The sequence below is a fragment of the Erythrobacter sp. RANMB8 genome, assembly GCF_056848235.1.
The window spans coordinates 77,427-98,307 of record NZ_JBREHG010000014.1; the positions used below are offsets into that span (position 1 = coordinate 77,427).

17 protein-coding genes are annotated in these 20,881 nt (G+C 65.2%); 11 read left to right on the forward strand and 6 right to left on the reverse strand.

Features of this window, described 5'->3' with window-relative positions:
- Positions 1–41 precede the first annotated feature (41 nt).
- The 4 genes from ACU0AG_RS14125 to ACU0AG_RS14140 all read left to right on the forward strand — a co-directional run bounded on the left by ACU0AG_RS14125 (position 42) and on the right by ACU0AG_RS14140 (position 5,395).
- Complete coding sequence (locus ACU0AG_RS14125; RefSeq protein WP_482782937.1) at positions 42–1,835, forward strand: ABC transporter transmembrane domain-containing protein; 1,794 nt, start codon at positions 42–44, stop codon at positions 1,833–1,835.
- 149 nt (positions 1,836–1,984) lie between these two features.
- On the forward strand, positions 1,985–4,159 hold the full coding sequence (locus ACU0AG_RS14130; RefSeq protein ID WP_482782916.1) for a M13 family metallopeptidase: 2,175 nt from the start codon (positions 1,985–1,987) through the stop codon (positions 4,157–4,159).
- Positions 4,160–4,238: 79 nt separating this feature from the next.
- Positions 4,239–5,051: an undecaprenyl-diphosphate phosphatase gene (locus ACU0AG_RS14135; RefSeq protein ID WP_482782917.1), complete on the forward strand. Its 813-nt coding sequence runs from the start codon at positions 4,239–4,241 to the stop codon at positions 5,049–5,051.
- 86 nt (positions 5,052–5,137) lie between these two features.
- The gene (locus ACU0AG_RS14140; RefSeq protein WP_482782918.1) at positions 5,138–5,395 is read left to right on the forward strand and encodes a GlsB/YeaQ/YmgE family stress response membrane protein; all 258 of its coding nucleotides are present in this window, start codon (positions 5,138–5,140) and stop codon (positions 5,393–5,395) included.
- An 11-nt stretch (positions 5,396–5,406) separates the two neighbouring features.
- Here the strand turns inward: ACU0AG_RS14140 and phhA are convergent, their stop codons facing one another.
- Positions 5,407–6,345 (reverse strand): phenylalanine 4-monooxygenase, encoded by a 939-nt coding sequence (gene phhA, locus ACU0AG_RS14145; RefSeq protein WP_482782919.1) that lies wholly within the window; start codon positions 6,343–6,345, stop codon positions 5,407–5,409.
- A gap of 68 nt (positions 6,346–6,413) precedes the next feature.
- On the opposite strand from phhA, the gene ppk2 reads away from it, so the two are divergent.
- Positions 6,414–7,187 carry a polyphosphate kinase 2 gene (ppk2, locus tag ACU0AG_RS14150; RefSeq protein ID WP_482782920.1) on the forward strand — a complete coding sequence of 258 codons (774 nt, stop codon included), beginning with the start codon at positions 6,414–6,416 and terminating at the stop codon, positions 7,185–7,187.
- Between the two features lie 3 nt (positions 7,188–7,190).
- On the opposite strand, the gene ACU0AG_RS14155 is transcribed toward ppk2, so the two are convergent.
- From ACU0AG_RS14155 to ACU0AG_RS14165, 3 genes are all read right to left on the reverse strand, one after another.
- On the reverse strand, positions 7,191–8,420 hold the full coding sequence (locus tag ACU0AG_RS14155; RefSeq protein ID WP_482782921.1) for an aromatic ring-hydroxylating oxygenase subunit alpha: 1,230 nt from the start codon (positions 8,418–8,420) through the stop codon (positions 7,191–7,193).
- Between the two features lie 145 nt (positions 8,421–8,565).
- Entirely contained in the window at positions 8,566–10,962 is a 2,397-nt protein-coding gene (locus tag ACU0AG_RS14160; protein WP_482782922.1) for a TonB-dependent receptor, read from the reverse strand.
- 260 nt (positions 10,963–11,222) lie between these two features.
- The gene (locus ACU0AG_RS14165) at positions 11,223–12,536 is read right to left on the reverse strand and encodes an aromatic ring-hydroxylating oxygenase subunit alpha (RefSeq protein WP_482782923.1); all 1,314 of its coding nucleotides are present in this window, start codon (positions 12,534–12,536) and stop codon (positions 11,223–11,225) included.
- 129 nt (positions 12,537–12,665) lie between these two features.
- Here ACU0AG_RS14165 and ACU0AG_RS14170 point away from each other — a divergent pair, with 129 nt between their 5' ends.
- On the forward strand, positions 12,666–13,445 hold the full coding sequence (locus ACU0AG_RS14170; RefSeq protein WP_482782924.1) for an SDR family oxidoreductase: 780 nt from the start codon (positions 12,666–12,668) through the stop codon (positions 13,443–13,445).
- On the forward strand, positions 13,417–14,721 hold the full coding sequence (locus ACU0AG_RS14175; protein ID WP_482782925.1) for an MFS transporter: 1,305 nt from the start codon (positions 13,417–13,419) through the stop codon (positions 14,719–14,721). The genes ACU0AG_RS14170 and ACU0AG_RS14175 overlap by 29 nt, the downstream gene beginning before the upstream one ends.
- Positions 14,722–14,819: 98 nt before the next feature.
- On the opposite strand, the gene ACU0AG_RS14180 is transcribed toward ACU0AG_RS14175, so the two are convergent.
- Both ACU0AG_RS14180 and ACU0AG_RS14185 read right to left on the reverse strand, forming a co-directional pair.
- Positions 14,820–15,497 carry a DUF2490 domain-containing protein gene (locus ACU0AG_RS14180; RefSeq protein ID WP_482782926.1) on the reverse strand — a complete coding sequence of 226 codons (678 nt, stop codon included), beginning with the start codon at positions 15,495–15,497 and terminating at the stop codon, positions 14,820–14,822.
- A 98-nt stretch (positions 15,498–15,595) separates the two neighbouring features.
- Positions 15,596–16,180, reverse strand: a complete 585-nt coding sequence (locus ACU0AG_RS14185; protein WP_482782927.1) for a phosphoribosyl-AMP cyclohydrolase — start codon at positions 16,178–16,180, stop codon at positions 15,596–15,598.
- Between the two features lie 150 nt (positions 16,181–16,330).
- Between ACU0AG_RS14185 and ACU0AG_RS14190 the strand changes: the two genes are divergently transcribed.
- The 4 genes from ACU0AG_RS14190 to ACU0AG_RS14205 are packed head-to-tail and all read left to right on the forward strand — an operon-like array spanning position 16,331 to position 20,806.
- Positions 16,331–17,374, forward strand: a complete 1,044-nt coding sequence (locus ACU0AG_RS14190) for a sensor histidine kinase (protein WP_482782928.1) — start codon at positions 16,331–16,333, stop codon at positions 17,372–17,374.
- A complete protein-coding gene (locus tag ACU0AG_RS14195) occupies positions 17,371–18,033 on the forward strand; it encodes a response regulator (protein WP_482782929.1) in 663 nt (220 codons plus the stop codon). The genes ACU0AG_RS14190 and ACU0AG_RS14195 overlap by 4 nt, the downstream gene beginning before the upstream one ends.
- An 8-nt stretch (positions 18,034–18,041) precedes the next feature.
- Positions 18,042–20,372 carry an ATP-binding protein gene (locus tag ACU0AG_RS14200; protein WP_482782930.1) on the forward strand — a complete coding sequence of 777 codons (2,331 nt, stop codon included), beginning with the start codon at positions 18,042–18,044 and terminating at the stop codon, positions 20,370–20,372.
- On the forward strand, positions 20,369–20,806 hold the full coding sequence (locus ACU0AG_RS14205; protein WP_482782931.1) for a response regulator: 438 nt from the start codon (positions 20,369–20,371) through the stop codon (positions 20,804–20,806). The genes ACU0AG_RS14200 and ACU0AG_RS14205 overlap by 4 nt, the downstream gene beginning before the upstream one ends.
- The last annotated feature ends 75 nt before the right edge of the window (positions 20,807–20,881 follow it).

The window sequence follows — 20,881 nt, forward strand, 5'->3', positions numbered from 1 at the left end:
CATCCGACATTTCTGCCGACACTCTGCCCGAAGCGGCGGAGATGCCGCCTGTGGACGAAGCGGAGCAGGACGCGGCCCCGAAATCGCGCTCGCTCGCGCCGCTGCGGATGGTGTTCGGCGCGGCGGTGCAATACCCGCGGCAGATCGCGCTCGCGCTGCTGGCGCTGGTGATCACCTCGGCGGCAACGCTGGCGATCCCCTGGCGTTTCAAGGTGATCATCGACGAGGCGTTCACCGGCGCTGCCACCACCGACGATATCGCCCACGCCTTCCAGTATCTGCTGATGATCGTGGTGATCCTCGGCTTCGGAACGGCGCTGCGGTTCTATTTCGTCAGCTGGCTGGGCGAACGGGTGGTGGCCGATATCCGCCTGCGCGTGCAGGAAAACCTGCTGCGCCTGTCGCCCGGTTTCTACGAGGAGAACAGCCCCAAGGAAATCTCCAGCCGGATGACCTCGGACACCGCGATCATCGAAAACGTGGTCGGCACCACCGTATCGGTGGCGCTGCGCAACACCCTGACAGGGATCGGCGGCATCGGGTTTCTGGTGTTCCTCGCCCCGTCGCTGACCATCGGGCTGCTGGTCGGGATTCCGCTGGTGATCCTGCCGATCGTCTATTTCGGGCGCAAGATCCGCGCTGTCTCGCGCTCCAGCCAGGACCGCATCGCCGATGTCGGCGCCTATGTGACCGAAGTGCTCTCGGCGATGAAGATCGTGCAGAGCTTCGGGCAGGAACAGCGCGAGAGCCAGCGCTTTGCCAGCGTGGTCGAAGGCACCTTCGAAACCGCCCGCCGCCGCATCCTGCTGCGCGCCGCGATGACGACCGTGGTGATCCTGCTGGTGTTCGGCGGGGTGGTGCTGGTGATGTGGCGCGGCGCGCTGGCGGTGGCCGAAGGCGCGATCAGCGGCGGCACCATTGCCGCCTTCGTGATCACCGGCGGGCTGGTGGCGGGCGCGCTCGGCGCGCTGACCGAGGTCTATGGCGATCTGCTGCGCGGCGCGGGCGCGGCGAGCCGCCTTGCCGAACTGCTCGAAGCGCGGCCCGATATCGCCCCGCCTGCCCGCCCCGAACGCCTGCCCGTGCCGCCGCGCGGCAGCCTGTCGTTCCGCAATGTCACCTTCCGTTACCCCTCGCGTCCCGAAACCGCGGCGCTCAGGGATTTCACGCTGGAGATCGAGCCGGGCGAGACGGTCGCCATCGTCGGGCCGTCCGGTGCGGGCAAATCGACCATTTTCCAGCTGGTGGAGCGGTTCTACGATCCGCAGGGTGGCACGATCCGGCTTGACGGGGTGCCGCTGACCGCCGCCGATCCGGCCGAGGTGCGCGCCCGTATCGCGCTGGTGCCGCAGGACGGGGTGCTGTTCAGCGCCAATGCCCGCGACAACCTGCGCTATGGCAAGTGGGACGCTTCGGACGAAGACATCTGGCAGGCCGCCCGCGCCGCCAATGCCGAAAGCTTCCTGCGCGCCCTGCCGCAGGGCCTCGACACCTATCTCGGCGAAGGCGGCACCCAGCTTTCGGGCGGGCAGCAGCAGCGCGTCGCCATCGCCCGCGCCCTGCTGCGCGATGCGCCGATCCTGCTGCTCGACGAGGCGACCAGCGCATTGGATGCCGAAAGCGAACAGCTGGTGCAGCAGGCGCTCGAAGGCCTGATGCAGGATCGCACCACGCTGGTGATCGCCCACCGCCTCGCCACGGTGCGCGCCGCCGACCGGATCGTGGTGCTGGATGAAGGCCGGATCGTCGAACAGGGCACGCACGAGGCGCTGAGCAAGGCAGGCGGGCTCTATGCGCGCCTCGCCCGGCTTCAATTCACCGCCGAGGCGGAGTAGGGGCGGGTGGTCTGCGCCACGGAAGGTGGCACAGCAACATAATCGACGAAGCGCATGGCCCGCCGGACAAGCGGCAACCCTTTGCCGCGTGCAGCGTTAGTGTTGCGCGCAGCAGACGACCTGCACCAGCTTTTCGGGGACAACCGCACATGATCCACAAAACCGCCCTTTTCGGCGCAAGCCTTGCCGCGCTGGCGCTGGCCGCGCCCGCTATCGCCAATGACGATGTCCACGCCCACGATGCGGGCATCGAATTGCTGCTGGCCGAAGGCGAAGCCGCCGCGCCCTCGCTGCCGAGCATGAGCTTCGGCACCTGGGGCTTCGACCCCGCGCTGCTCGCCACCGACATCAAGCCGGGCGACGATTTCAACGCCTATGCCAACAAGCGCTGGATCGATGCCAACCCGCTGCCGGCCGAATTCAGCCGCATCGGTGCCTTCACCCTGCTCGGCGAAAAGAGCACTGCCGACGTCAAGGCACTGATGGACGATCTGCTGGCCAAGCCCGCCGCAAGCCTCAGTGCCGATGAAGCGCGCATTGTCGGCGCCTACAAATCCTATCTCGATACCGCCGCGATCGAAGCCGCGGGCCTCGCGCCTGCCAAGCCCTATCTCGACCGGATCATGGGCGCGAAGACCATCGGTGATCTCGCCATGCTGTGGGCCGACCCTGGCCTTCCCAGCCCGATCGGCGGCGGGGTGAGCGTCGATGCCAAGCAGCCCGACCGGCACATCGCCAGCGTCGGCTTTGGCGGGCTCGGCCTGCCCGACCGCGATTACTATCTCGACACCACCGAAAAGGGTGTCGCGATCCAGACCAAGTACAAGGCTTATCTCGCCTTCCTGCTGGGCGAGGCCGGCTATGCCGATCCCGCCGCCGCAGCCGAAGCGATCTATGCCTTCGAAGACCGCATCGCCCGCGAGGTCGCGTGGGACCGCACGGTGCGCCGCAACCGCGATCTGACCTACAACCTGCTCACCGCCGATGAACTGGTGGCGATGGGCGGCAAGGTGCCGGTGGCGGCGATGATTGCGGCGCTGGGGATCGAGAAGAGCCCCGGCTTCGTCGTCAGCCTGATGCCGCCGACGGCCGAGGAGATCGCGCAATACAAGCTCGACGAGGCGACCCTCGCCAAGATCGGCACCGGCCTGCCGGGGATGTTCGCGCTGCTGCCGGAAACGCCGGTCGAAACCCTGCAGGCGTGGATGGTCAAGGAGTTCCTCTCGGCCCATGCCGCCGTGCTGCCCAAGCGGTTCGACGATGCCAGCTTCGAATTCTTCGGCAAGACCTTGCGCGGCACCCCCGAACAGCGCCCGCGCTGGAAGCGAGCCGTGGGCGAGGCCGAGGGCCTGCTGGGCGAGCTGATCGGCAAGGAATATGTCGCGCGCTACTTCCCGCCCGAAAACAAGGCGGCGATGGACGAACTGGTGGCCAACCTGCGCCTCGCGCTGGCGGAATCGATCTCCGAAATCCGGTGGATGGGCGAGGAAACCAAGACCCAGGCCCGCGCCAAGCTGGCCAGCTTCGATCCCAAGATCGGCTATCGCCCCAACCTTGAAACCTATGAAGGGCTGGCAATTACCGCCGGCAACCCGATCGCCAACCGCATGGCGGCGGCCAAGTGGGGGCGCGACGACAACGTTGCCAAGCTTGGGGCACCGATCGACCGCACCGAATGGTTCATGCTGCCGCAGACCGTGAACGCCTATTACAACTCGACCAAGAACGAGATCGTGTTCCCGGCGGGCATCCTGCAACAGCCGTTCTTCGCACTGACCAATGATATCGCGGTCAATTACGGCGCGATTGGCGGGGTGATCGGGCACGAAATCGGCCACGGTTTCGACGATCAGGGATCGAAGTCGGACGCAAGCGGCGCGCTGCGCAACTGGTGGACCGATGCCGACCGCAAGGCCTTCGATACGCTGGGTGACCGGCTGGTGGCGCAGTACAACGGCTTCTGCCCGCTCGACGACGGCAAGACCTGCGTCAACGGCCGGCTGACGCTGGGCGAGAATATCGGCGATGTCGGCGGGCTTTCGATGGCCTACCGCGCCTACAAGATTGCCACCAAGGGCAAGGATGTGCCGGTGATCGACGGGCTGACCGGCGACCAGCGCTTCTTCCTCGCCTGGGCGCAGGTGTGGCGTTCGACCCAGCGCGAGGAGAACTACCGCAACCGCCTGCGCACCGACAGCCACTCGCCCGAGGAATACCGCGTCAACGGCGTCGTGCGAAACCTTGACGAATGGTACGAAGCCTTCGGCGTGAAGCCGGGCGATGCCATGTACCTGCCGCCCGAAGAGCGCGTGCGCATCTGGTGAGGTGAAAGAGGCCCGCTCCCGCAAAGGAGCGGGCCTTTTGGTTTGACTTGGCGGCCCCGCTCGTCAAAGCCGTGCGCCCATGAACGAAACCATCGCTGCGATCCTGCTCGGCATCCTCGAAGGGCTGACCGAGTTCCTCCCCGTTTCCTCGACTGGCCACCTGATCCTCGCATCCGAGCTGTTCGGCTATGACGCCGCGCAGTGGTCGCAGTTCAACGTGGTGATCCAGCTGGGCGCGATCCTGGCGGTGGTGGTGACTTACTTCCGCTACCTGTGGGGCATGTTCATGGGCCTGCTGCGCTGGGAACAGACCGCGGTGCTGTTCGTGCGCAACCTGCTGATCGGGTTCATGCCCGCAGCCGTCATCGGCCTGCTGGCGAAAGACCACATCTACGAACTGCTCGAAAGCCCGCTGGTGGTGGCATGGGCGCTGCTGGTGGGCGGCGTGGCGATGATCGGGCTGGAAAAGGCCGTGCGCCCCGGCGAGGACAGCGGCGTGGCGGCAATCCCGCTGAAGAAGGTGATCGGCATCGGCTTTATCCAGTGCCTTGCGATGATCCCCGGCACCAGCCGTTCGGGCGCGACGATCCTCGGCGCGCTGGCAATGGGCGTCGGGCGCAAGACGGCCGCCGAATTCAGCTTTTTCCTCGCAGTGCCGACCATGCTCGGCGCGGCGACGGTCAAGATCGCATCCGAACCGGAACGCCTTCTGGCAGGCGGCGGGCTGATCGGCTGGAGCGAGATCGCCATCGGCCTCGTGGCCGCCTTCATCGCCGCAATGATCGTGATCCGCGCCTTCGTGACCTATGTCAGCCGCTTCGGTTTTGCGCCTTTCGCCTATTACCGGATTGCCATCGGCGGCGCGGCGCTGGTCTGGCTGATGATGCGATAAACGCAACTTTGCCGGAACCACCTGCGCGGATGCCGGTTTAGGAGTCGATCCGTCCGGTGCGGCGGGATTAGGAGATTGTTTTCAAAATGGCGTTGCTGGTGCTGATCATGTTGGGGGCGACTCTGGGCTGGCTGGCCTCGATCCTCGCGCGGACAGAGGCGCCGGGTGCGATCCTGCGCCAGATGGCGCTGGGGCTGGTGGTCGCACTGATCGGCGGAGGCATTGCCAATGGCGGCACGATGCTGGGCGGGCTTTCGCTGCTGGGCCTCGGCGTGGCACTGGCCGCGACCGGCGCGGTGCTGATGCTCTATCACGCCGTCATGCGCCGCAGCGCCAAGGCCTGAGGCGCGAAAGCCTAAACCGGAACCGCGCCGCTGCCCCGCCCGCCGCGCAGGTGATATTCCTGCGTGCCTCTGTGCAGCACATTATCGACATCGATCACCGCCGAATTGGCATAGGTGAAGCCCGCGGGCAGACTGCGATAAAGCCGGTCGAAATCACGCTCCACCGTCTGGCGATAGAGATCGGCGAAACTCTCGATCACGAAATAGGTCGGTTGCAGGTCGCTGATGACGTAATCGGTGCGCATCACCCGGTCGACATTGAGCATGATGCGGTTGGGGCTTTGGGCCTCCACCGCAAAGCGCGCCTCGGTCGGGCCTGACAGAATGCCCGCGCCGTAAGCACGCACGCTGCCCTCTTCCTCGATCAGCCCGAATTCGACTGTGTACCAGTACAGCGCGCCCAAGGCCTTCAGCCGGTTATACCGCATCGCCTTCCACCCGGCGCGGCCATATTCCTGCATGTAATCGGCATAGACCGGATCGGTCAGCATCGGGACATGGCCGAACACATCGTGGAACACGTCGGGCTCTTCGATGTAATCGAAGGTCTCGCGGGTTCGGATGAAGTTGCCTGCCGGGAAGCGCCGGTTGGCAAGGTGCCAGAAGAACACGTGATCGGGAATCAGCATCGGCACCGGCACCACGCTCCAGCCGGTCAGCGCGCCCAGTTCTTCCGACAGCGCGCCGAATTCGGGAATGCCGCCGCACCCGAGATCGAGCCTTTCCAGCCCGTGCAGGAAGGCGCTGCACGCCCGGCCGGGAAGCACCTCCATCTGGCGGGCGAAAAGATCGTCCCACACGGCATGGTCTTCGGCGGTGTAGGCCGTCTGCGCCGGTTCCAGCCAATCCGCGCCCACGTGGGCGGGCCTGGCGAGCGGGGCGGTGAAGACATCGGCTGCCATCTCTGGCAGGGTGGCGAAATCGGGGGCGGGGTCTGCAAGCGTGGCCATATCGTTGCAGATGATACTATCTTTCCCCCCCAAGGACAAATGATGAGGACAATCGGGAGGAGCGATCGATGGGCATGAAGCGCAAGGATTACGAAGACGCGCTTGAACCGCTGACGCACGAACTGGTCAGCATGGCGCGCTGGGCCAAGGCAAGTGGTGCGCGCATCGTGGTGCTGTTCGAGGGGCGCGATACCGCAGGCAAGGGCGGCGCGATCAGCGCGGTGCGCGAGGCATTGAACCCGCGCCAGTGCCGTACAGTGGCGCTGTCCAAACCGACCGAGGCGGAACTGGGCCAGTGGTATTTCCAGCGCTACGTCGCCCACCTGCCCACTACTGGCGAAATCGTGCTGTTCGACAGGTCGTGGTACAATCGTGCGGGCGTCGAAAAGGTGATGGGCTATGCGAGCGCAGAGCAGGTCGAGGCCTTTCTCAAGGCGGTGCCCGCCTTCGAGCAGTTGCTGGTGGATGATGGCATATTGCTGTTCAAATACTGGCTGGCTGCCGATCAGGCCGAACAGGAGGCGCGGCTGCGCGAACGGCTGGAAGACCCGCTGAAGCGCTGGAAGCTCTCTCCGATCGATCTCGCCGCACGGGCGAAATACGATGATTATACCGCGGCGCGCGAGGCGATGCTTGCCGCGACCCACACCGCCCATGCTCCGTGGACCATCGTCGATTTCAACGATCAGCGGCGCGGGCGGCTGACCCTGATCCGCGACCTGCTGGCCCGCGTTCCGGACACGCACGAGGAACCCGAAGCGATCGACTTCCCCGATCTCGGGCGCGAGCCGGTGGCGGAGACCTATGGCGTGCTGAAGCCGATTGCGGATTGGGAGGGCTAGACCTTACTCCGCTGCCTGTCGCTGTTCGGCTGCAAAAATCTCGACCAGTTCATCGTCGCTGGCCTTGGTCAGCCGCTCAACCCATTGGTGGAACACCTGCCCGCCCTTTTCATTGCGGCCGAACAGCACCTCTTTCATCAGGCCTGACGCGAGCGCCTGCTGCTGGCGCTTGCCGGTGGCGTAATCCTCGTCGCGCACCACGATTTCGAGGAAGTTGAACTGGTCGTGCGCGGCCTGAACCTGCTCCGGGGTCTCGGGCTGGTTTTCCATGACGTAGAACTGGGTGGTGTAGCTCTCGCCCACCTTGTCGCCCGGGAACAGCTGGCTGATCATCGCCCCGCGCTGCCCGCCGCCATAGAAGCTGGCGATCGAGATGTGCGGGAAGATCGTCCACACGCCCTGCACCAGCACTTCCTGCGGCAACTGGTCATCGCTCATCGCTTCCAGATCCAGCTGCTGGTCATCGTCCCCCTGCACCTTGATCGCGAATTTTGACGGGGTGCTGAGACGCTGGTGGGGACCGAAGGCGAAGTAGTTGGCGCGGTTGTAGAAATCGGCTCCGAAGGTGTCCTTGTGGAGCACCGGCAGGTGGTAGAAATCGAGATAGCCGTCGTACGCCGTCTTCCAGTTCGGCCCCGCCAGCGTGCGCTGCGAAAACAGCGTCCAGCCTTCGAACTCGAAGGCCTTCAAGAGCGTATCGTAGCCGCACAGGTAATCGGCGATCGGGAGCTTCGAGTCCGGATCAAGCGTCACCCAGATCAGCCCGGCGTTCTCGTAAACTGGAAACTTCGTGAGGCAGTGCGCGGCCTTGTCGATCTTGCCGAAATCCTGCGGGGATGCGACGCCGATCAGGTCGCCGTCGGCCTTGAAGGTCCAGCCGTGATAGCCGCAGGTGAAGCGGCTGGCATTGCCGCAACCGCTCGCCAGCGGGTTGCCGCGGTGGGTGCACATGTTGAGGAAGGCGCCCATGCTGCCATCCTTCTGGCGGCTGAGCAGCAGCGGCACGCCGCAGATGTCCATCGCCTTGAAATCGCCCGGATTGGGCAATTCGCAACTGGGCGCGACCATCAGCGGCAGGCGGCGGAAGATCTGCTTTTTCTCGCGCTCGAACAGGGCCTCGTCGGTATAGGCGCTGGCGGGAACGCGCACGACCTCGTCGGCATATTCCATCGTGTCGGCCGCGCCGTGGGCGACCAGATTGCGGGTCATTTCGACCAGGGTTTCGCGTGACATGCCATTCCTCCCGAAGCGTTGGCGCGAACATCCGCCTTCGGAACCGGCCCGGCAATGATCACTTTTGGCAAAGGCAGCGGGGCCCAAAGCAAAAGGGGCAGGCCATGGCTGGCCCGCCCCTCCCCCGTTGGCTGTTGCAAGGCGATCAGAAGCGGAAGCTGATTTCCGCAAACACCTGACGCCCGCGGTTCTGGGTCAGGATCAGGTCATCCCCGCCCGGCGGCAGGAACGGACGCCCGCCCGAGGTGATCACGAAGATCTCGTCGGTGAGGTTGGTCGCCACCAGCGAGAGCTTCCAGTTGCCGTCCGGATGGCCGATCGACACGTTGGTATCCAGCGTCCAGAAGCTCGGCTGGACATAATCGTTCAGCGAGGTTTCGTCGGTGATGTAGCCATCATTGTAGGTGGCGTTGCCCGACAGGAACAATTCGAGGTTGTCGGACAGGGGGATTTCCCAGTCCGCCGCGAAGTTGCCCGACCATTCCGGTGCCTGGCTGCCGCGCCGTCCGCGCAGGTTGACGAGCCCGCCCTGACCGCCCGGCTGGAGGAAATCGTCGGTGTACTCGGCATCAAGGTACGAAATGTTGGACGAGAAGCTCAGCCCGTCAACCGGCGTCCGCCAGCGGGCTTCGAGATCGACGCCCTTGGTGGTCAGTTCGCCGGCGTTGCTGGTGATGAACTGCACGGTCTGCGCGTTGAAGTTCTGCACTTGCAGATCCTTGAACACGTACTGGTAGGCCGTCATGTTCAGCGTCACGCTGCGACCGGCCCACTGCGACTTGAAGCCGATTTCGCCGCCGATGGCTTCTTCCGACTTGAAGATCAGCGAGCTGAAATCGCCGGTTGCCGCAGCAGTGCTGAGGCTGTTCGACGGCAGCGCCGAATTGTCGATCCCGCCCGATTTGAAGCCCGTCTTGAACGAGGCGAAGATGTTGAAGTCATCATTCGCCTGATACCGCAGCGTCACTTCGGGAGAGAAATTGTCGTCGTTGAAGTTGATCGGTCCGGAGAAGAAGCCCGGCCGCACGAAGTTCGGGCCCTGCAGGAAGGTGTGGACGTAAGGCACCGAGATCGTCTGCACCTTGGATTCGTCAGTCCAGCGCAGACCGCCCGACAGTTCCAGCTGTTCGGTCAGGTCGATCATCACGCTGCCGAAGAACGACAGGGCTTCGGTCTTGGTGAGATGGGTCTTGTCCCAGTCATAGGTGAAGCCCGTCACCGGGTCGGGCCCGAGGAACGAGATGTTGACGCCCTGTTGCGAGGTATCGAAGGTGATCGTGCGGTCTTCGTAGAACGCGCCGAGCATGAAGTTGAAGGCCCCGTCGAAGTCCGAAGCCAGCCGCAGTTCCTGCGTGTACTGTTCCAGATTGTTGATCGGATCGGACGAACCGGCCCCGCCCGGCAGGCGGGTGCCGTTGGGGCCGGGGATGAACCCGCCATAGGAATAGGCCTCGAAATCGACCGCCTTCATGTTGAGCAGGCCGGTGACCGAAGTGAGGCTCAGGGTGTCGGACAGGTCGAGTTCGAACTGCAGGCGGCCGAACCAGATGTCGGTTTCGCCGAAGGGCACGCCGTTGCGCCCGGCAGCCGCCGACGGGGTCGGCACGCCGCCAGCCAGCGGGCCTGCCGCATCGGTGGTGTAGTAACGCTGGTCGAAGGCGTTACAATCATAGCCCGCCGGAAGGTTGACCGCGCCGCCGAGCAGGAAGATCGAATCCGCCACGCCGTTGGCGCCGCAGAACACTTCGCCCGTGCCGAGCGCACCGTCATTTTCGTGCTTGGTGTATTGCACCTTGAGGTTGGCGCGGAACATGTCCGACGGTTGCCAGTCAAGCGTGACGCGGCCGATGAAATCGGTCAGCCCGCGTTCCTGGTTCACCGCAGGCGTATTGTCCTGCATCAGCATGAATTCGTCGATGTCATTGAACTGCGCGGCAATGCGGATGCCGAGCGTGTCGCTGAGCGGGCCGGAAATATAGCCCGAGAGCAGGTAGCCCTTTTCCTCGAATTCATAGGAGCCGCGCATCCCCACTTCCCAGTCGGAGGTCGGGTTGGCCGAACGCAGGGCCAGCACGCCGGCGGTGGCCGATTTGCCGAAGAACAGCGACTGCGGCCCGCGCAGCACATCGACCTGCTCGACATCGAAGAAGCCGGCCTGCACCATGCGCATGGTCGAGACGACGACGCCGTCATATTCGAATGCGACCGCCGAATCGAACGCCGCCGAGATGTTGGACGAGCCCACGCCGCGCAAGCTGAGCTGACCGCCCGACCCCGAACCGCCGACCTGCACGTTCAGCGTCGGCACGCGGCTGGTAATGTCGGCGACCTGATCGACATTGTAGCGCTGGAGCGTCTCGCCGCCGATCGCGGTGACGGTAACGGGGACTTCCTGCAGGGTTTCGTTCTGGCGGCGGGCCTGCACCACGATCACGCGTTCTTCGGGCGCCGTTTCGGCCCCTTCGGAATCCTGCGCAAAGGCCGCGCTCGGCATGGCTGCAATGCCGCCCAGCGCAGCGCCGCACAGCAGGGCACGGCGCATTCCTCCGGAACGCACACCGGATACATTTCGGGCACGAAGTAAGTTCATGGTCCTCTCTCCCCATCGGGCCGCGGCTCCCCCGCGCGCCCTGTTTTCCCCAACCCGCTGGCGTGTCTCCTCACGCCGTCCGGCCGAAGCCTTCAGGTATGCGAACAGGTGTATGTTGCGGTGAAAAGTGCACCATCAGCAAAAGCGATAGTGACCGCGGCAAACTGCGACATATACGTCACATAGGCCTGCAAAAGCGGGATGCCGTAGCGTCATTCGGCGGCTTCGCGGGCGCGGGCGGCTTCGCGCTGCATCTGCGCGGGGCGCGGGTCATTGGGCCACACCCACTCCGGCCCGATCACCGGTTCGACCCTCAGCGCCTCGGGAACATTGCCGGTGCCGATCATCGCATCGAGGCTCTGGTGGAAGGCGTAGATGCGCGCTTCCTGATAGGACAGCGGCACCGAACGGAAGGCCGAACCCGCGACCGATTTCTGGATCGCCTCGCCGAACTGGGTGTCTTCAAGGATGATCGGGCTCATCTGGCGGCCACCCGGCTGCGAAGCATCGGGAACGGTCCAGAGATCGGGCGCGGGGGCATCCCCCCAGTCGAGCGCCATCGTCACCAGTTCGAGTCGACAGGTATCGAGCGAGGTCGGCCAGAACAGCAGCGGCGGCACGAAGTAATTGGAGAGCGGGCTGACCCAGTTGGGGAACAGCGTGTAGCTCTGCGTGCAGGTGCGGCCCAGCTCGCCGACGCTTTCGATTGGCTGCCAGCCGGGCGGCGAATCGATCGCACGCACGTGCTCGCGGTCGGTCTGGCGCGGCGGCGGGGCGAGCATCCGCGCATGGCCGTTGGGATAGATGGTGTTGAAGTTGCGCGTCGAATCCACCAGCGGCGCGACCGTATCGGGGTGGATGAAGGGCACATGGTAGACCTCCATGTTGGCCTCCATCGCGATCTTCCAGTTGCACTGCAATTCGAAGGAATGCCGCGCCGCCAGCCGGATGCGGTCGAAGGCGAATTCCCCCCACTCGCGCGCCACCGGCCCGAGCCAGTCGATCAGCGGCATCGCGTCTGTGTCGAAATTGACGAAGATCACCTTGCCGAACAGCTCGCAAGCCACCGGCAGCAGGCTTCGGCAGGAGAGGTCGAAATCGGCCGGAAAGTCGCGCCGCTCGGGTACGCCCACAAGGCTCCCGTCGGTCTTGTAGGTCCAGTTGTGATAGCCGCACATCAACCGGCTGGACTTGCCGCGATCCTCGGTCACCACCGGCGCGCCGCGGTGGCGGCAGGTGTTGTGGAAGGCGCGCACCACCCCGTCCATGCCGTGCACGATCACGATCGGATCGCCGGCATTGTGCCAGCGTATGTAGCACCCCGGCTCCGGGATCTCGTCGAGGTGGCCTGCGAACAGCCAGCTCTTGCGGAAGACGTGTTGCTGTTCGAGCGCGAAATATTCGGGGCTGGTGTAACGTCCGGCGGGCATGTCGGGCAGCACGGGGAAACCCTCCGGCGGCGCGGTGCGCGTGCCTTCCCATTCCATCATCGCTTTGAGCTGCGCGACTTCGGCGGCGTCCATCATCAGTCCACTCCCTCGGCCAGGGAGAATACATCGCACAGCGCTGCCTGCGCCCTCGCGCTTTCGACAGTGGCCCCGCAGCTACCGGCCGATAGGCTGGCGCGACAGAACAGGCTTTTGGGAGAGAGCGGAATGGCGGGACGGGTAGCGGGCAAGGTTGCGCTCGTGACAGGGGGGGCGATGGGTCTGGGCAAGGCCGATTGCGAGATGCTGGCACGCGAAGGCGCCAAAGTGATCGTGACCGACCGCGATGCCGAGCTGGCCCATCAGGTGGCCGACAGCATCGGCGGCGATGCCATGGCGCTCGATGTCACCAGCGAGGAGCAATGGATCGAGGTGATGCGCGCCGTGCAGGAACGCCACGGCGGGCTGGATATCCTCGTCAACAATGCCGGCAACGTGATCTTCGAGAGCATCGAGGATTGCAGCCTCGCCCATTTCCGCCTGCATCTCGACATTCACGTGGTCGGCACCTTTCTGGGGTGCAAATATGCCGTGCCGCTGATGAAGCACCGCCACCAGAGCATCGGCGGCGGGGGTTCGTCGATCATCAACATGGCCTCGACCGCGGCGCTGATGGGCTATGGCAACATCCCCGCCTATGCCGCGTGCAAGGCCGGGATTGCAGGGATGACCCGCAGCCTTGCGGTGGACTTTCAGGACAAGGGCTACGGCATCCGCGTCAACGCGCTCGCGCCGGGGGGGATCGAGACGCCGATGGTCCGCGATATCTCGGGCCGCGCCGGGCAAGAACTGATGGTGGTGCCGGACGGGCCGCTGCCGATGGATGCGCTGGGCGCGCCCAAGGACGTGGCGGCCTGCGTGCTGTTCCTCGCATCGGACGAAGCGCGGTTCTTGAACGGCCTGACGATCCCGGTCGACAATGGCCTCTGGGCAAGACCCCATCACTGACAGGGCAAACCCGGGGGCATACCGCTGGTATGTCCTGGCGCTGCTGACGCTGACGAGTGCGTTCAGCGTCGCCGACCGGCTGGTGTTCGGCATTCTGGTCGAGGACATCAAGGCCGAGTTTGCCCTGTCCGATTTCGAACTCGGCCTGCTCGGCGGGCTCGCCTTCAGCCTTGTCTATGTGCTGGCGGGCTTCCCCGCCGCGCGGCTGGCTGACCGTTCGACCCGCAAGAATATCGTCGCCGCCGCGATCGGGTTCTGGAGCCTGATGACCGCCGTCTGCGGCATGGCGAGCGGGTTCTGGACGCTGTTCGCCGCCCGCACCGGCGTGGGGGTGGGCGAGGGGTGCTCCGGCCCGTCCTCGCAAAGCCTCGTGGCCGATTACTTCTCCCGCGCCGAACTGGCCAAGGCGATGGGGTTCCTGACCATCGGCGCGAGCATGGGGACGGCAGGCGGGTTGATCATCGGCGGGCAGCTGGCCGAGCTGTTCGACTGGCGCTGGGCCTTCATCCTGATGGGCCTGCCGGGGCTGCTGCTGGGCGGCGTGATCTACCTCACCGTGCGCGAGCCATTGCGCGGACGCTACGCCCCGCCCGGTACCGACATGGCGCAATTGCCGCTGGGGCAGACGATCGTCAGCCTCCTCACCAACCGCGTGTTCATGGGGCTGGCGCTGGGCTGGGCGGTGCAGATCATGATCGGCTACGGCCTCGCCTTCTGGATGGCGGCGGTGATGCTGCGCCAGTTCCCGATCTCGACCGGCGATGTGGGGCTGTACCTCGGCTTCACCTTCTTCCTCGGCGGGATTCCGGGACCGATTCTGGGCGGCTATGTCACCCACTGGCTGACCCTGCGCGACGAACGCTGGCGCGCATGGCTGCCGGGGGTGGTGAGCCTCGGCTGCGTGATCCCGCTGGCGCTGAGCCTGTCGTCGGGCAGTTTTGCCGGCTTCCTCGGCTGGTTCGGGGTGGCGTACGGCATCTATGTCGCCAGTCAGGCGGGCATCCTGTCGGGCATACAGGCGAGCGTCGAGCCTGCCAGCCGCGGCTTTGCAGTCGCCATCGCGCTGTTCTTCAACAACCTGATCGGCCAGACACTCGGCCTCGGCGTGATCGGCGCGCTGAGCGATGCGCTGGGGCCGACACAGGGCGACAGCGCGCTGGCGGCGGCGGTGTTCGCCGTGTGCCTTGTCTCGGGCGTGGCATCGCTCGCCATCTTCATCTGGACCGCCGCGCAGATGGGGCCGAGCGGTTATCTGGCGAGGATGCGGGGTGGGTAAGCGTCCGCTTTCGGGAACGGGGGCGGTGCGGCGGAATGTCGGCAGGTGGGTGGGTAGCGGAATGGCCGCTTCCTCGGCCCAAGTTTGAATAGTGTCAGTCAGAAAGTCATGAAAAGATTCACGTTGGCGGTGTGGTCGGATCGGTCCTGCCCATCGCGGAGCACATGTTGATTGAGATACCCGGGCACCACCTCGATGTTATTGGCGAGCGGGATCGACACGCCGACGAAGTTGCGCCAGATCGACAGCCCGCCGCGCTGCACGCCGGTTTCGTTGAGGTCGATGAACGGCTCAGTGTAGGCTACGATCTTGTTGTTGTCGCTGATCGGCACCCGAAGCTGGACGAAATTGCGCAGCCGCCACGATGTGTCCTCGCCCTCCTCAAAAGTGCGCTGCTCAAGCCGGGTGCGGGAATCCAGCGTCACGCCGCCCTCGGTCGACAGCAGCCGGACGTTCAGCTCCTGGTAGAAGCGATGTTCGTTGAGTTGGGCGGGGCCGACCGGGTCGGTCAGGATATAGGCGTATCCCGCCCCGATGTTCATGTCCTTGTTAATCCGGTAGCCCACAAGTGAGCGCAGCAGGAGCTGGCCGAGCCGGTCGGCGTCATTGGTGAAGCGCTCCTGCGCTTCGACACGGACATAGATGTCGTCAGTGGCATTGATGGTGGCGAACTGGCCGAGCCAGATGTTGAAATCGTCTTCGTTGGCGTGAGCTGGGGCGGCAAGCGATGCAGCCAGCAGCGCCGCCGCGCTATACGATTTCTTACGAAAGGGCATGAAACAATCCTCGAAGAAGCCGGGAGAGCGCGGGCCTTACGACCCTTCGTGGGGGAGAACCCGCGCTCCGTAGCTACCCCCGCGGGGGCGGGCAAGCGTCAGCCGCCGTTGTAGGGCACCGACGAATCGTGGACGACGATCTTCAGATCGCCCTGCGGGTCGCGGATGTAACCGAAGGTGTATTCTACCTTGGTTTCGGCGCCGGTGTCAGCGGCGGTAAACCAGTAGTTCCCCATTGCGACGGCCATCGTGCAGGCATTGTTGGTGATGCCGACATTCTTCCAGCGGACCTTGGTCCAGGGCTTGATCGCGAAGCCCTTGTCCTCGGGGTAGGTGGTGTTGCCGCCGACGAAGTAGGATAGCGCCGAGTCGAACGAGGTGCGGAACTGGTCGACCGAAGCCAATGTCGGCTTGAACAGCACGAGGCTGAGATCATAGGCGTAGAACTGGTTGATGTGGGCAGCCGCAGCGGCGCTGTAGTCGCCGCCTTCGGAATAGACCTTGCCGATCTTGACGATGCCTTCGCCCCACGCCTTCTGCGCGGCAACGACTTCCTTCTCGGTGATGCAGTCGACGTTCTGCTCAACCGGGGCGGCTGCTGCGCGCGCCTTGGTTTTGGCATAGCCGGGAGTGCATGCGACGATCATGGACGCGGCGGTGAGGATGAATATGCTCTTTTTCATGGGATCGCTCCATCGGTTGAAGGCGGTTGCCAGCGGATGATCACCAGATGGCGCAGCGGCGGCCCGGCTGCGTCAGCCGGATGGCAGGCTGCGTGGCCTATGCCGTTTGGCGTATGACAAATCGGCTTGGCCCGGATATCGCCCGTCGCGATGTCGCAGCTTGCTACTCCCCGCCTTCCCGAAAACGCTTCCGATTTGCGCAGTCTCTACCGCGCAGCCGAAGCGCGCGCCGCGCGCTTGCGCGTGCTGGTCGAAGCTGGACAGGTTCTGGCTGCCGCCACGCCCGAAACGCTGGATGCTGCCGTGTGCGATGTGGCGCGCGCCGCAGCACATCTGGCGGGATATGAGGACGGACGGGTCATCGAGGACAGGGCGGGCGAAACGGCTGACGATGATTGCCTGATCTTCCCTCTGACCTCGCCGGGTTCTGACGTGCCATTGCCCGGCGCGATGGTTCTCGAAGGTCGTCGCAGTGCGCCATCGGCCGAAGACCGCGAGGCTCTCGCGGTCGTATGCCAGCTGATCGGGGCGAGCCTTTCGGCCCGGGCGCGTGAGGCCCGGCTCGCCCGACTGCTCGGCGAATTGCTGCGCAGTCAGGAGATCGAACGCAGCCGGATCGCGCACGAATTGCATGATGGGGTCGCACAGAACGCCGCCGCGTTGATGCGGCGACTGGAGCTGGCAGGCGACGGCGACCCCGCCGACCTTGCCAGGGCGCGCTATCAGGCGCGCGATCTGGTCAGCGAATTGCGCCGGGTCATCGCCGGGATGCGTCCACCGGTGCTCGATGATCTCGGGCTCGTCCCCGCGCTCCGTCAGCTTGCGGCTGAGGCCCAAACCCGCGGCATGGCGGCCACCCTCGAAATTGCGCCCGACGCCGACCAGCGCCCGCCCCCGGCGATCGAGACCGCGCTGTTCCGCGTCGCGCAGGAGGCGCTCAACAATGCTCGGGCCCATGCCGGGCCCGAAGTTCGCGTGACCCTGCGACTGGCATGCGATGCCGGTCGCTGGCGGCTGTCTGTGCGCGACGATGGCTGCGGATTCGATCCGAATGCCGGACGCACGGCGCATGGTGCCGGCGGCCTCGGCCTTGCCTACATGCGTCAACGGATCGAATTGCTGGACGGGTGCTTGACGATAACGAGCGCGCCCGGTGCGGGCTGCACCCTACTGGCCGAGGTTCCCGCCGCATGAACAAAGCCCGGATCGTGATTGCCGATGACCATGCCCTCGCCCGCGAAGGCCTGCGGGCCATTCTCGATCGCAGCGGGCGGTTCGACGTGGTGGGCGAAGCGGCCAGCGGTGAGGAAGCGCTGGCACTTTGCCAGCAGCACCGGCCCGAACTGGCGCTGCTCGATATTCGCTATGGCACGCGCGGGGGCGAGGCAGGGATCGACGGGCTCGAAGCCGCGCGGCAGCTGTCCGATACGCAGCCCGACATCGCCATTATCATCCTTACCATGCATGACAACGCCGATTATCTGCGCGCGGCGATTGCTGCGGGCGCACGCGGCTTCATCACCAAGGATACATCGCGGGAAGAATTGCTGGCGGCGATCGATCTGGTGGCGGCGGGCGGGGTCGCCTATCCGCCCGCACTGATGCGCCGCGCGGTGGTGGCGGCCGATCGCAGCCCCGTGTTCGCCGCGCTGGAACGGCTGACCCCGCGCGAACGCGAGGTGCTCGATGCGCTTGCAAGCGGCGGAACGAACAAGGAGATCGCGCTGGCGCTCGGCATCAAGCCGGGGACGGTCAAGACCCATGTCGAACGCTTGATCGGCAAGCTGGGCGTGCGCGACCGGACACAGGCTGCAGTGATCGCGGTCGAGCACCGCGGCGGGTGGACGGCGTGACAAGCCCGATGACCGCGCGTTGGTGGGCCAATCGCCCGCTTGCCACCAAGGGGCTGGTGGTGGTGGCGGTGCCTCTGCTGATCTTCCTCGGCTCGGTCGCCGCGCTCTACGCGATCAGCCGGATGGAGGCCCGCGCAGAGCAGGACGTCCGCCTGACCATTGCGATCCAGAACGATGTCAACGAAGTTCACGCGCTGCTGGCCGAGGCCTCGTCCGGCGTGCGCGGCTATCTGCTGACGGGCGAGCCGCGTTTTCTTGAACCCTACGAGCGCGCCGAAACGCTGGTGCCGCAGGTCACCGCACGTTTGCGCGGTGCGATCCGCGATTCCGAGGCTGCCACGCGCCTTGCCCGGATCGAGACGCTGGCAGGCCAGAAGCGCGAAGGTCTGGCGCTGCTTCTCGCTGCCCGAGCCCAAACCGGGGCGGATGTTGTCGGCGACCCTGTGATCGCCGCTGGCCTCGCGGCCAACAAGCAGGTGCTTGACGCGGTGCGCGGCGAGATCGAGGGGATGCAGGCGCGCGAGCGCGAACTGCTGGCAGCACGGCAGGACAGGCTCAATGCGGTGCGCCGAAACGGCCTGATCGCCACCGGCTTGCTGACGCTTGCCGGTCTTGTCGGCAGCCTGTTCGCGGTGTTCCTGTTCTCCAGCGGGATCGTGCGCCGGGTGCAGCGGCTCGAAGGCGATGCGGTGCTGCTGGCGCAGGGCGAGGCCTTGGACGAGCGCAATGCGGAGGGCGACGAGATTGGCTCGCTCGCCGGGCGAATGGTCGAGGCAAGCCGACTGCTGCGCGCACGCGAGCAGGCGCTGCGCGAAGGCGAGGAACGCTTTCGTCTCGTGATCGAGGGCGTGCGCGACTACGGCATCTTCGCTCTCGATCCAGACGGTCATGTGGTGAGTTGGAACACCGGCGCGCAGCGCATCAAGGGCTGGACCGGGGACGAGGCCTTGGGCCAGCATTTCTCGGTCTTCTACCCCGGAGATGATGCACGCGAGCGTTCGATGCGCAACCTCGCCGATGCGGTGCGCGACGGCCGCACCGAGGACGAAGGCTGGCGCGTGCGCAAGGATGGTTCGCGGTTCTGGGCCAATGTCGTCATCACCGCGCTCCACGACGAGACTGGCGCCCTGCGCGGATTTTCCAAGGTCACCCGCGACATCACCGAACGCCGCCGCGCGCAAGAGGCGCTTGAACTGGCGCGGCAGGAAGCCGAACAGGCGAGCGCCGCCAAGAGCCTGTTCCTTTCGCGCATGAGCCACGAACTGCGTACGCCGCTCAACGCGATTCTAGGCTTTGCGCAGTTGCTGGAGCTTGACCGAACCCACGCCGGGCAAGCCGAACACGCGAGCATCCAGCAGATCCTGCGCGCCGGACGGCACCTGCTGGCATTGATCGACGAAGTGCTCGACATTGCTCGGATCGAAGCCGGCAAGCTGGGTCTGTCGATCGCGCCCACATCGCTGGAGACAATCGTCACCGAGGCCATCGGCCTGTCCCTGCCCGAGGCAGAAGCTCGCCACATCACGATTTCGAGCGAGTCAGGCGCGCTCTCGCCGGTCGCAGCCGATCCACGGCGCTTGTTGCAAGTGTTGCTCAACCTGCTGAGCAATGCGATCAAGTATAATCACCACGGCGGCACCGTGACGGTCATGGCGCACGATGCCGGAGAGCGGGTGCGAGTCGAGGTGATCGACAGCGGTATCGGGATCGAGCCCGAGCAGGCAGGGCAGTTGTTCCAGCCCTTCACCCGCCTTGCTGCGGGCGCCGCGCGCACCGAGGGCACAGGGCTCGGCCTGTCGCTGTCACGCGCGCTGGTCGAAGCAATGGACGGCGAGATCGGCTATATGCCGCGCGCCGACACGCACAGCGGGTCCTGTTTCTGGTTCGAACTGCCGCTGGCGCAGACCCCAGCCTTGCCGGGGCCCGTGACACACAGCGCGGCGCCGACTGCGCTCGCAGGGCCGCAGGATGTGACGATCCTGCTGGTCGAGGACAACCTTGCCAATGCCCAGCTGATCGAGGCGGTGGTGGCACGCAACTTGCCGCAGGCGCGACTGGTCAGCGCGATGCAGGCGCGGATCGGGCTCGATCTGGCATTGCGCCACCTTCCTGATCTGGTGCTGCTGGATCTGCACCTGCCCGACAAGGATGGTGACTGGGTGCTGGCGGAATTGCAGGCCAGCCTGCCCGACATTCCGGTGATCCTGCTCACGGCAGACGCGATTGCCGCGCAGGGTGAATGGGCGGCGCGCGGGGCCAGCGCGGTGCTGACCAAACCGATAGATGTGCCAGCCCTGATGGCTGCGATGAACAAGATGCTGCTGGAGCGCACGTCATGAATGCCGGACAATCCGCCCGTGACGCGCGCATTCTCGCAATCGACGACGAACCGGCCAATCTCGCTCTCGTAGAGGCGGTTCTCGCCCGCGAGGGATATTCCCGCATCGAAACGCTCGCAGATCCGCGCCAGGCCGTGGAGCGTCATCTGGCATTTCGACCTGATCTGGTGCTGCTCGATCTGATGATGCCAAGCCTCGACGGTTATGCCCTGCTCGACAGCCTCGGCCGACTCACTCCCGAAGACGAACTCCTGCCGATTATGGTGCTGACCGCCGACACCTCAATCGAGGCGAAACGACGCGCGTTGGCTCTTGGCGCACGCGACATCGTGACAAAGCCGTTCGATGTGTTCGAATTCGGGCTGAGGGTGGCAAACCTGATCGAGCTCCGCCTTTTATTCCAGACCGCAAGGCCGAAATTTCACTTTGATTAAATGTGGCTCAGCGGTTGCCGGTCTCTGACTGGGCACCTCTGACCGCCGAAATGAATGGCTGAACGCGCCAAAGGC

Bases quoted from the DNA above. Each gene is read 5' to 3' on its own strand.
- ACU0AG_RS14125 (WP_482782937.1), top strand. From the start codon at position 42: ATGCCGCCTGTGGACGAAGCGGAGCAGGACGCGGCCCCGAAATCGCGC.
- ACU0AG_RS14130 (WP_482782916.1), top strand. From the start codon at position 1,985: ATGATCCACAAAACCGCCCTTTTCGGCGCAAGCCTTGCCGCGCTGGCG.
- ACU0AG_RS14135 (WP_482782917.1), top strand. From the start codon at position 4,239: ATGAACGAAACCATCGCTGCGATCCTGCTCGGCATCCTCGAAGGGCTG.
- ACU0AG_RS14140 (WP_482782918.1), top strand. From the start codon at position 5,138: ATGGCGTTGCTGGTGCTGATCATGTTGGGGGCGACTCTGGGCTGGCTG.
- phhA (WP_482782919.1), bottom strand. From the start codon at position 6,345: ATGGCCACGCTTGCAGACCCCGCCCCCGATTTCGCCACCCTGCCAGAG.
- ppk2 (WP_482782920.1), top strand. From the start codon at position 6,414: ATGGGCATGAAGCGCAAGGATTACGAAGACGCGCTTGAACCGCTGACG.
- ACU0AG_RS14155 (WP_482782921.1), bottom strand. From the start codon at position 8,420: ATGTCACGCGAAACCCTGGTCGAAATGACCCGCAATCTGGTCGCCCAC.
- ACU0AG_RS14160 (WP_482782922.1), bottom strand. From the start codon at position 10,962: ATGCGCCGTGCCCTGCTGTGCGGCGCTGCGCTGGGCGGCATTGCAGCC.
- ACU0AG_RS14165 (WP_482782923.1), bottom strand. From the start codon at position 12,536: ATGATGGACGCCGCCGAAGTCGCGCAGCTCAAAGCGATGATGGAATGG.
- ACU0AG_RS14170 (WP_482782924.1), top strand. From the start codon at position 12,666: ATGGCGGGACGGGTAGCGGGCAAGGTTGCGCTCGTGACAGGGGGGGCG.
- ACU0AG_RS14175 (WP_482782925.1), top strand. From the start codon at position 13,417: ATGGCCTCTGGGCAAGACCCCATCACTGACAGGGCAAACCCGGGGGCA.
- ACU0AG_RS14180 (WP_482782926.1), bottom strand. From the start codon at position 15,497: ATGCCCTTTCGTAAGAAATCGTATAGCGCGGCGGCGCTGCTGGCTGCA.
- ACU0AG_RS14185 (WP_482782927.1), bottom strand. From the start codon at position 16,180: ATGAAAAAGAGCATATTCATCCTCACCGCCGCGTCCATGATCGTCGCA.
- ACU0AG_RS14190 (WP_482782928.1), top strand. From the start codon at position 16,331: ATGTCGCAGCTTGCTACTCCCCGCCTTCCCGAAAACGCTTCCGATTTG.
- ACU0AG_RS14195 (WP_482782929.1), top strand. From the start codon at position 17,371: ATGAACAAAGCCCGGATCGTGATTGCCGATGACCATGCCCTCGCCCGC.
- ACU0AG_RS14200 (WP_482782930.1), top strand. From the start codon at position 18,042: ATGACCGCGCGTTGGTGGGCCAATCGCCCGCTTGCCACCAAGGGGCTG.
- ACU0AG_RS14205 (WP_482782931.1), top strand. From the start codon at position 20,369: ATGAATGCCGGACAATCCGCCCGTGACGCGCGCATTCTCGCAATCGAC.